Raw genomic sequence first — 9605 nt, 5'->3', positions numbered from 1 at the left:
CTCAGCGAAACGGGCAACGGGCAGCCGCGCATGGCGATATGTCCTCACTCAGGGTGTCCACGCCCTGGTTCGACGAGACCGGCGGTGAGAGTTCCTGGCTCCCGGGGAGTTTCTTCCCCGATGACAGTGGCGGGACCGCGCCGGATTCGCACCGGCTTCCTCTCATGCCGCCGTACTTGGCTCCGGCAGTCCACCACGGGGCGAGAACGGCCGTCAACTGGCTGTTGACCTGCGGAGGGACAGTGTGCGCAGGCCCACATACGCGTGGGGTGCGGGACGGTGATCCGTCCCGCACCCCACGCGCGGTACCGCTCGGCTCGGCCCGGTTCCGGGCCGTCGCCGGGCTACTTGGTGATGATCAGGGAGATGCCGTACGCCACCGCCGCGGCGCAGGCCGCGAAGCAGACGTACGCGCCGGTGGCCGCCGCGACCGCGGAACCGCCCTGGGCGGACTCCTTCTTGGAGAGGCCGGCGACGCCGAGGGTGAAGAGGGCGACGAGGGCCACGGTCACTCCGAGGCTGACCCCGAACACGGATCCGAGGGCTGACCAGTCGATGCTCATGCTGTTTCTTCCTTCGGTTCTCAGGCCACTCGGGACGGCGCCGACGGGTTCGCCGTGGGCTCGGCCGGAGCCGGGATGGTGGCCGTGAGGCCTTCGGCCACGGTGCCGGCCGGGGGCGGGGTGACCGCGGCGATGGCCTGCGTCACCACACCGGCGGGCTCCTCGGTGTCGTTCACGTTGTTGTGGTCGACGACCTCGCGGCGCGAGCGGCGCCAGATCGCGAAGCTGGAACCGACCAGGAAGACCGCGACCAGCGTGGTGCCCCAGGCGCCGAAACCGGTCACCCATTCGGCGAGCGCGCCGACCAGGGCGGCGGCGGGCAGCGTGAGGACCCAGGCCACGACCATGCGGGTGGCGGTGGACCAGCGGACCACACCGCCCTTGCGGCCGAGACCGGCGCCCATCACGGAACCGGAGACCGAGTGCGTGGTGGAGAGGGAGAAGCCGATGTGCGAGGAGGCCAGGATGACCGTCGCCGCGCTGGTCTGGGCGGCGAAGCCCTGCTGCGGCTGAAGGTCGGTCAGGCCCCGGCCCATCGTGCGGATGATGCGCCAGCCGCCGAGGTAGGTGCCGAGCGCGATGGCGAGACCGGCGGAGAGGATGACCCAGACCGGCGGGTCGGAGTCGGGAGCGACGGCGCCACCGGCGACCAGGGCCAGGGTGATGATGCCCATCGTCTTCTGCGCGTCGTTGGTGCCGTGGGCCAGCGAGACCAGGCCCGCGGAGGCGATCTGGCCGGCGCGGTAGCCCTTCTTGGTGGCCTTGGTGTCGGCGCCACCGCTCAGCTTGTACGACAGCCGGGTCGCGAGCATGGCGGCCAGACCGGCGACGATCGGGGCGGCGACGGCGGGCAGAAGCACCTTGCCGACCAGGACGTCACCGTGCACGGCGCCGGTACCGGCGGAGGCGATGGTGGCGCCGACCAGGCCGCCCATGAGGGCGTGCGAGGAGCTGGACGGGAGTCCGACGAGCCACGTCACCAGATTCCAGAGGATCGCGCCGACGAGCGCGGCGAAGATCACCTCTGGCCGGATGCCTGTCTCGTCGACGAGGCCCTTGGAGATCGTGTTGGCGACCTCGACGGAGAGGAAGGCGCCGACAAGGTTGAGGGCGGCGGACATGGCCACCGCGACCTTGGGCTTGAGTGCGCCGGTCGAGATGGTGGTGGCCATCGCGTTGGCGGTGTCGTGGAAACCGTTCGTGAAATCGAACACGAGAGCGGTGACGATCACGATTCCGAGGAGGAGCGTGATGTGTTCCATTTACCCAGGCTTCTGTTGGACGTCAGTGGCAGGTGGACCGTAGGCAACCTGGGTGAACGGAAGATGAACTGGGCCGGACCGGGTGGTGTCCTGAACGGTGGATCCCCATTCCGCTTGTGTGGAGGAACGGTTCGGCAGGTTCGAACGGATTCGGAATTCCGTGCTCCGCTTGGGGTCCGCGCCTCGGGTTCGCGGCTCGAACTGAGGGGGGTTTAGATGACGAGATCCCCGTCACGCCCAGGCTGTAGCCGTCATCACACCCCTGGACGGCTCGAAGGGGTCGCCCGGTGAGGGTCCTCCGGGCCGGTGCGGGGTCGTAGCGGGTCGACCACGGGGTGTGATCCGCGGCAAATGTCCGACCGGCGCGACGTCTGCGATCCGACGACATGATGTGACTCAAATCACATACAACCGTGGGCTCTTGGCGGGTCGTATACGTCCTGGAGCCCGCCCGCACGCGGTGCGCGAGAGGCCATGCCTGGCAGGATCGCGTCATGACTGAGCGGCACCGGGACGCACGCGACGGACACGAGCACCGGCGGACGACGGGCGGGCCCGGCGAGCCGCCCCCGGCGGACCCGCGGGACACCCTCCGGCACGCCTGGGGCGACCTGGTCTCCACGGCCCGGCGCACGGTCGCCGACGGGCTGGTCGTCGGCACGTCCGGCAACGTCTCGGTCCGCGTCGGCGACACCGTCCTGGTCACCCCCACGGGCGTCCCCTACGACCGGCTGACCCCCGACGACATCACCGGCGTCGACCTCGACGGCCGGCAGGTGCTCGGCTCGCTGCGGCCGACCAGCGAACTGCCCATGCACCTCGCGGTGTACGGCGCGACCGGAACGCGGGCCGTCGTCCACACCCACGCACCGCACGCGACGGCCGTCTCGCTCCTCGTCCACGAACTCCCGCTCGTCCACTACATGGCGGCGGCCCTCGGCGGCCCGGTCCGCGTCGCCCCCTACGCGGCCTACGGCACACCCGAGCTGGCCGAGAACACCCTCCGGGCCCTGGCCGGCCGCACCGCCTGCCTCCTGCGCAACCACGGCACCATCGCCCACGGGGCCTCGCTGGACCAGGCGTACGACCGCACGGCCCAGCTCGAATGGATGTGCCGCGTCTGGCTCCTGTCCTCCTCCGTCCCGGGCCTCACCCCCGCCCTGCTCTCCCCGGCCCAGCTCGAGGAGGCGGGCGAGCGCCTGCGCGGCTACGGCCAGCAGACCTGAGAGCCCGCCGGGGCCGGGGACCCGAGATCCGCCGGGGCCGGTGACCCGAGATCCGTCCGGGCCGGGGGCCCGAGATCCGCCGGGGCCGGGGGCCCGAGATCCGCCGGGGCCGGGGGCCCGAGATCCGCCGGGGCCGGGGGCCCGAGATCCGCCCGGGCCGGGGGCCCGAGGCACGCCCGCGCCGCCGCCCCGGTACGAAGGGGGCGCGCACGTCGTCCGTCACCCCGTTGACGCGCTCCCGCTGGCCGATGGTCCGGTCCCCCGGGAAACTGGTCGGGTGCGCACCCTAAAAGCCACGGCAGCGGCCGTCACCGTAGCCATAGCCGCCGGCGCGGCCTCCGTGGCGGCGGGCCGGTTCGCCAGCGACGCCGCACTGAAGACGAGGCCCGGCAAGCCTCTGGCCACCGAGCCCCGGCTCACCGTGCACGCCACGACGTCGGGCGGCATCACCCTCACCAGGGCCCTGGCGTCCCGGCGCCCGGGAACCTACGGCCTCGCGGGCGACGGCTCGCACGCGATCGTCGGCCCCCTCCAGAACTCCGTGCCCCACACCGCCGACACCGTCGTACGCAGCCTGGAACGCGTCACCCACGGCTCCCTGGAGCCCGGCGACAAGGTCTGGCTGACCCCGAACCTGTACGTCGGCGACCCCGGGTCCGCCCTCGGACTCGAACACGCCGACGTCGACGTGCCCGGGGAACTCGGCGCACTGCCCGCCTGGTTCGTGCCCGCGGTCCGCGACACCTGGGTCATCACCGTGCACGGCCTCGGCACCACCCGCGAACACCCCATGAACCTGATGGGATTCCTGAACGGCCGGCACTTCCCCGTCCTCGACCTCGCCTACCGCGGCGACCTCGGCGCACCCCGCCCGCCGGACGGCCTGAACCACCTCGGCGAGACCGAGTGGCGCGACCTCGACGCGGCCATCCGCTACGCCGTGCGGTTCGGAGCCGAGCGGGTCGTCCTGTACGGCTGGTCCACCGGCGCCACGATGGCCCTGCGCGCCGCCGCCCACTCCGCGCTGCGCGAGCGCATCTCCGGACTCGTCCTGGACTCACCCGTCCTCGACTGGGAGACCACGCTGCGCGCCCTCGCCGGCGCCCGCCACACCCCCGGCTTCCTGCTGCCGCTCGCCGTGCGCGCCGCACAGGGCCGCACCGGCGTACGCGGCGATCGCATCGCCCACGCCGCACACCCCGACCAGGTCAAGGTGCCCACCCTGCTCGTGCACGGCCTCGACGACGGCATCGCCCCCTGGGGCGCCTCCCGCCGCCTCGCCGCGAGCCGGCCCGACCTCGTCACCCTGCACACCGTTCCGAACGCCCCGCACGGCGCCATGTGGAACGCCGACCCGGCGACCTACGAAGAAGCCCTGCGCCGGTTCCTCACCCCCCTGATGTGAGCGCCCGGGCCGCCGCGGGGACAGGCTTCCGGTTGGGCCCCGGACAACTCCGCGCGGCCCGCGTTCCCGTGCGCGGGGCACCCCGGCAGGCCCCCGCTCCCGGCGCCCCCGCGGTCCGCGACGGCATTCCGTTTGGGTTTTCGGACTGTCAACCGCAAGACTGCACCCGTGACGTCCCGTAACCCGCGCGACTCCAGGCTCCGACTCGTCAGCCCCCGGTCCCTCGCGACCGCTCCCCGAGCGGTGACCCAGCGCCGCACCCGCCGCCCCGCGCCGCGGCCGCCGGAAGGCACACCGCCGCCCGCGGAACTCGCCCGCATGGCGCGCACCGGCCTGTCCGACGCGGCCCGCGTGGCGCGCTGGGCCGACGCCGCCCTGCGCCCGGGGCGCGACGGCGCGAACCCCGACGGCAAGGGCACCCTCTCCGACGCCACCGCCGAGCGGGCCGCGACGGATCTCGGACTGGCCCCGGCCCAGGTCCGCGCCGACTGGGACACAGCACGCCTGGCCGGCCTCATCGAGGTGCACGGCGGCGACGCCCGCCCCGGATGGCGGCTGCGCGCCTGGAGCCGCGACGACAGCGCCGTCCTGCGCGGCTGGGTCGCCCTCTTCGACGCCTGGTCCCTCGCGTACCCCGAGCCGGTGGACCGCGAGCCCGCGGCCGTCGCCGAGGTCGTCTCCGCGATGCCCCAGGTGCTCTCCTTCCTCCAGCTCTCCGCCGGGCCCGTCCCCGTGGACCAGCTTCTCGACCTCCTCGGCCAGCGCGTCACGGAACTGCGCACCGAGCGCTGCGAGATCTCCTACGGCCCCGAACCCGCGACCGAGCCCGCCCCGGAACCCGCCGAGGTCCCGGACGCCCCCCTCGCCCCGCTCCTCGAATGGGCCCTCCAGGCGCTCGCCTCCGTCGGCGCCCTGACCTACGGCGACGGACAGGCCACCCTCACCGCGCTCGGAAGCTGGGCGGTCTGGGTCAAGCTGGAGCAGATCTGCGTCGCCGCGCAGAGCCCGGCCGGCAACATCGAGCAGTCCGCCGAGGACATGCTCCGAGGCTGCGCCCAGCTGCGCCCCAACGCCGCCCGCGCCGAGTACCGCGCCTGGCTCGCCGCCCGCCCGGTCGGCGGTGCCGTCACCGAACTGATCGCCGCGGCCCGCGGCGAGGACGCCCTCACCCGGGGCCTCGCCTTCGAGGCGCTGCGCGTGGTCGGCGCCCCCGCCGAACCGGACGTGCGCGCGGTGGCCGAGGAGGCCTCACTGCGCCCCTACGCCCTGCTGTGGCTCGCCGAGCACGACGGATACGACCCCGAGGACGCCCACGAGGTCCTCACCCGCGCCGAGTCCACCTGGCTGTGGGTCGACACCGCCGCCGCGGTCGCCGACCACGGCGAGGCCCCGCTCCTGGTCCGCCACCTGGAGTCCGCGGTGCAGCCCACCGTGCCCGCGCTCCTCGACGAGGTGCGCGCCGTCGGGCACCCGCGCACCGTGCAGGTGCTGGTCGCGCTCGCCGCCGCCCACCCCGACCCGGCGCTCGCCAAGGCCGTACGCCGGGCCGCCTTCCAGGTGCACACCGGAGGAAGCTGACCGGCCCGGCCGGGACCGCCCCGGGCCGGAGCCCGGGCGGTCCTACCCGTCCGTCTCGGGGGCGTAGGTGCCGAAGCTCCAGATGTTGCCCTCCAGGTCGCGGGCCATGTAGTCCCGCGAGCCGTAGTCCTGGTCGGTGGGGGCCATCAGGATCTCCGCGCCGTGCTCCACGGCCCGCTGGTGGTGCGCGTCCACGTCGTCCACGACGATGTACACCCCGCACGGGCCCGCGTTCTTCATCGCCTCGTCGAAGCGGCCGCCGCGGCCCTTGGAGCCGAGCATCACCGCGCCGTTGCCCTGCACCAGCTCGGCGTGCATCACCGAGCCGTCCTCGCCCTCGTAGACGGCCAGCTCGGTGAAGCCGAAGGCCTCCGTGAGCTGCTTGATCGCCGCCTTCGCGTCCGCGTACAGCATCGAGGGGTAGATGCTCGGGCGCCCGTTCGTGCCAGCCATAACGATCACTCCGTCTCGTCACAAACGCCGGAATTCCGATCCGCCGCCCAGTCTGGCACCGGCCACTGACAACGCCCCGCGGCCCGGGTCCCCGGCACGCCCACGCTCACCGGAAGGTGTTGCACTGCGCCATGTCGCCGCTGGTGAAGCCCTGGTAGAACCACTGCTGCCGCTGCTTGGCCGACCCGTGCGTCCAGGTCTCCGGCGTCACCCGGCCCTGGTACCGCTCCTGGATCCGGTCGTCGCCGACGGCCGCCGCCGCGTCCAGGCCGTCGCGGATGTCGGCGTCCGTCAGCGAGGTCAGCAGCGGCCTTCCCGACGAGGAGGGAGTGGTGGTCGCGTGCCGCGCCCACACCCCCGCGTAGCAGTCGGCCTGGAGCTCCACCTTCACCGAGTTGCTGTTCGCCCCGGTCACGCCGTCCTGCGAGCGGGCCAGGGTGCCCGTCAGGTTCTGCACGTGATGCCCGTACTCGTGCGCCACGACGTAGGCCTGCGCGAACGGTCCCCCGCCGGAGCCGAACTTCGTCCGCAGATCGTCGAAGAAGCCCAGGTCCAGATAGACCTTGCGGTCACCGGGACAGTAGAAGGGCCCGACGGACGACGACGCGGTGCCGCAGGCGGTGCCGACCCGGCCGCCGAAGAACACCGTCGGGGCGCGCGTGTAGGTGCCGCCCCGGCGCGCGAACTCCCGGTCCCAGTAGGCCTGCACGCTGTTGACCACCGCCACGGTCCGGCAGTCCTCCTGCGCGTTGGCGTCCCGCCCCTTCAGACAGGTCTGCCGCAGTTGCGCGAGCGATGAGGAGGTCGCCCCGGGCTGGTCGCCGTCCGAGGTGAGCCCGAGCTGGTCGGGACCCACCCCGAAGAGCAGCCCGAGGACCAGGGCGATCAGACCGGCGAGGCCACCGCCGATGGTCGCCCTGCCGCCGGGGATGCGACTGCCGCGTACGTCCTGGACCTCGGAGGTGTCCAGATCGGCGTCGTCGTCGAACCGCATGAGCACACCACTTTCGTCGCTCCGTGACGCCATCCTCGTACGCTCCCGGGCCCCCGGCCCCGGCCCGCGGTCCGAACGGGCGACCCGGCCCCCGGCCGCCGGACCCGCCCGATCCGGGCGTCCGGAGCCTCCCGGAAGGGGGCGAGCATCACAGTGCGCACCGGAAAACTGGTTGCACGGCCCCGTTAGACTTGGCCCATGGCCATTCTCCTCGCGCATTAGACGGCGGGAACGCCTCAGCCGCCCACCCCGCCTCCCCATCGCTCTGGAGTCTGTCCGTGATCTCCGCCTCCGGTATCGAGCTGCGCGCCGGCGCCCGCATCCTCATCGAGTCCGCCACCTTCCGCATCACGAAGGGCGACCGCATCGGTCTGGTCGGCCGCAACGGCGCGGGCAAGACGACCCTGACCAAGGTCCTCGCGGGTGAGGGACAGCCCGCCGCCGGAGCCGTCGCCCGCTCCGGCGAGGTCGGCTACCTCCCGCAGGACCCGCGCACCGGAGACCTCGACGTCCTCGCCCGCGACCGCGTCCTGTCGGCCCGCGGCCTGGACGTACTGATCCGCAAGATGCGCGAGAACGAACAGCGCATCGCCAACGGCTCGGGGGCCACCCGGGAGAAGGCCCTGCGCCAGTACGAGCGCCAGGAGACGGAGTTCCTCACCAAGGGCGGGTACTCCGCGGAGGCCGAGGCCGCGACGATCGCCGCCGCGCTCAACCTGCCCGACCGCGTGCTCGGCCAGCCCCTGCACACGCTCTCCGGCGGTCAGCGCCGCCGTATCGAGCTGGCCCGCATCCTCTTCTCGGACGCCGACACCCTGCTGCTCGACGAGCCGACGAACCACCTCGACGCCGACTCGATCGTCTGGCTGCGCGACTACCTGAAGACCTACCGCGGCGGCTTCATCGTGATCTCCCACGACGTCGACCTCGTGGAGACGGTCGTGAACAAGGTGTTCTACCTGGACGCCAACCGCGCCACGATCGACGTCTACAACATGGGCTGGAAGCTGTACCAGCAGCAGCGCGAGGCCGACGAGAAGCGCCGCAAGCGCGAGCGCCAGAACGCGGAGAAGAAGGCCGCGGCACTGAACGCGCAGGCCGACAAGATGCGCGCCAAGGCCACCAAGACGGTCGCCGCGCAGAACATGGCCAAGCGCGCCGACCGGCTGCTCGCCGGCCTGGAGTCCGTCCGGGTCTCCGACAAGGTCGCCAAGCTCCGCTTCCCGGAGCCCGCGCCCTGCGGCAAGACGCCGCTCATGGCCGAGGGCCTGTCGAAGTCGTACGGCTCCCTGGAGATCTTCACCGACGTCGACCTGGCCATCGACAAGGGCTCCCGCGTCGTCATCCTCGGCCTGAACGGCGCCGGCAAGACGACCCTCCTGCGGCTCCTCGGCGGTGCCGAGAAGCCCGACACCGGAGAGGTCGTCGAGGGCCACGGCCTCAAGCTCGGCTACTACGCGCAGGAGCACGAGACGCTCGACCCCGAGCGCACGGTCCTGGAGAACATGCGCTCCGCCGCCCCCGACCTGGACCTGGTCGAGGTCCGCAAGACGCTCGGCTCGTTCCTGTTCTCCGGCGACGACGTCGACAAGCCGGCCGGCGTCCTCTCCGGCGGTGAGAAGACCCGTCTGGCCCTCGCGACCCTCGTGGTCTCCTCGGCGAACGTGCTGCTGCTCGACGAGCCGACGAACAACCTCGACCCGGCCAGCCGCGAGGAGATCCTCGGCGCGCTGCGCACCTACAAGGGCGCCGTCGTCCTCGTCACCCACGACGAGGGTGCCGTCGAGGCGCTCCAGCCGGAGCGGATCATCCTGCTCCCGGACGGCGTCGAGGACCTGTGGGGCGCCGACTACGCCGACCTGGTGGCCCTCGCCTGAGCCCCGCGCGGCCTCCCGGAGGGGGCCCGAGCCGCTTGATCGATGGAGTGATCCACTGCGTATGGATCATTCGGCCGATCCGTGATCCATCATCTGTGTGAGATCTCCTCGTACCGAGGTGTGTCGTACATCGATTTCACGGCCGAGTCCTTTGTTCCCAAGGGCTCGGCCGTCTTGCGTCCCTGACCAGGTATTTCACGGAGGAACCCGTTCGGCGGTACCGACGGCATCGGCCGGAATCCCTGAT

General features: G+C 72.5%; 8 protein-coding genes and 1 riboswitch. Of the genes, 4 read left to right on the top strand and 4 right to left on the bottom strand.

The annotated features are described in order from the left end of the window. Positions 1–69: 69 nt before the first annotated feature. Positions 70–210: riboswitch (cobalamin riboswitch) on the bottom strand. A 134-nt stretch (positions 211–344) separates the two neighbouring features. Together ACZ4TO_RS08880 and ACZ4TO_RS08875 are read right to left on the bottom strand one after the other, a co-directional pair. Next, positions 345–563 carry a hypothetical protein gene (locus ACZ4TO_RS08880; protein ID WP_326788553.1) on the bottom strand — a complete coding sequence of 73 codons (219 nt, stop codon included), beginning with the start codon at positions 561–563 and terminating at the stop codon, positions 345–347. Between the two features lie 20 nt (positions 564–583). Beyond that, positions 584–1825 (bottom strand): inorganic phosphate transporter, encoded by a 1242-nt coding sequence (locus tag ACZ4TO_RS08875; protein WP_382794593.1) that lies wholly within the window; start codon positions 1823–1825, stop codon positions 584–586. 494 nt (positions 1826–2319) lie between these two features. On the opposite strand from ACZ4TO_RS08875, the gene ACZ4TO_RS08870 reads away from it, so the two are divergent. The 3 genes from ACZ4TO_RS08870 to ACZ4TO_RS08860 all read left to right on the top strand — a co-directional run bounded on the left by ACZ4TO_RS08870 (position 2320) and on the right by ACZ4TO_RS08860 (position 6034). After that, positions 2320–3051 carry a class II aldolase/adducin family protein gene (locus tag ACZ4TO_RS08870; protein ID WP_468023830.1) on the top strand — a complete coding sequence of 244 codons (732 nt, stop codon included), beginning with the start codon at positions 2320–2322 and terminating at the stop codon, positions 3049–3051. A gap of 277 nt (positions 3052–3328) precedes the next feature. Beyond that, positions 3329–4456 (top strand): alpha/beta hydrolase family protein, encoded by a 1128-nt coding sequence (locus ACZ4TO_RS08865; RefSeq protein WP_468023829.1) that lies wholly within the window; start codon positions 3329–3331, stop codon positions 4454–4456. Between the two features lie 168 nt (positions 4457–4624). Further along, positions 4625–6034 carry a hypothetical protein gene (locus ACZ4TO_RS08860; protein ID WP_382794602.1) on the top strand — a complete coding sequence of 470 codons (1410 nt, stop codon included), beginning with the start codon at positions 4625–4627 and terminating at the stop codon, positions 6032–6034. Positions 6035–6076: 42 nt separating this feature from the next. Here the strand turns inward: ACZ4TO_RS08860 and ACZ4TO_RS08855 are convergent, their stop codons facing one another. Together ACZ4TO_RS08855 and ypfJ are read right to left on the bottom strand one after the other, a co-directional pair. Then, positions 6077–6487, bottom strand: a complete 411-nt coding sequence (locus ACZ4TO_RS08855) for a VOC family protein (protein WP_382794604.1) — start codon at positions 6485–6487, stop codon at positions 6077–6079. A gap of 106 nt (positions 6488–6593) precedes the next feature. After that, the gene (gene ypfJ / locus ACZ4TO_RS08850) at positions 6594–7481 is read right to left on the bottom strand and encodes a KPN_02809 family neutral zinc metallopeptidase (protein ID WP_468023828.1); all 888 of its coding nucleotides are present in this window, start codon (positions 7479–7481) and stop codon (positions 6594–6596) included. 278 nt (positions 7482–7759) lie between these two features. Here ypfJ and ACZ4TO_RS08845 point away from each other — a divergent pair, with 278 nt between their 5' ends. After that, complete coding sequence (locus tag ACZ4TO_RS08845) at positions 7760–9358, top strand: ABC-F family ATP-binding cassette domain-containing protein (protein ID WP_382794609.1); 1599 nt, start codon at positions 7760–7762, stop codon at positions 9356–9358. Positions 9359–9605: the final 247 nt, after the last annotated feature.

It is taken from the genome of Streptomyces sp. NPDC028298 (genome assembly GCF_055565895.1).
Note: the sequence above shows the minus strand (reverse complement) of the source record. Positions and strands in the feature narration are given on the sequence as shown.

What these genes read in the sequence shown, in the direction of transcription:
- ACZ4TO_RS08875 (WP_382794593.1), bottom strand. Translation starts at nt 1,825, where the DNA reads ATGGAACACATCACGCTCCTCCTCGGAATCGTGATCGTCACCGCTCTC.
- ACZ4TO_RS08880 (WP_326788553.1), bottom strand. Translation starts at nt 563, where the DNA reads ATGAGCATCGACTGGTCAGCCCTCGGATCCGTGTTCGGGGTCAGCCTC.
- ypfJ (WP_468023828.1), bottom strand. Translation starts at nt 7,481, where the DNA reads ATGCGGTTCGACGACGACGCCGATCTGGACACCTCCGAGGTCCAGGAC.
- ACZ4TO_RS08855 (WP_382794604.1), bottom strand. Translation starts at nt 6,487, where the DNA reads ATGGCTGGCACGAACGGGCGCCCGAGCATCTACCCCTCGATGCTGTAC.
- ACZ4TO_RS08870 (WP_468023830.1), top strand. Translation starts at nt 2,320, where the DNA reads ATGACTGAGCGGCACCGGGACGCACGCGACGGACACGAGCACCGGCGG.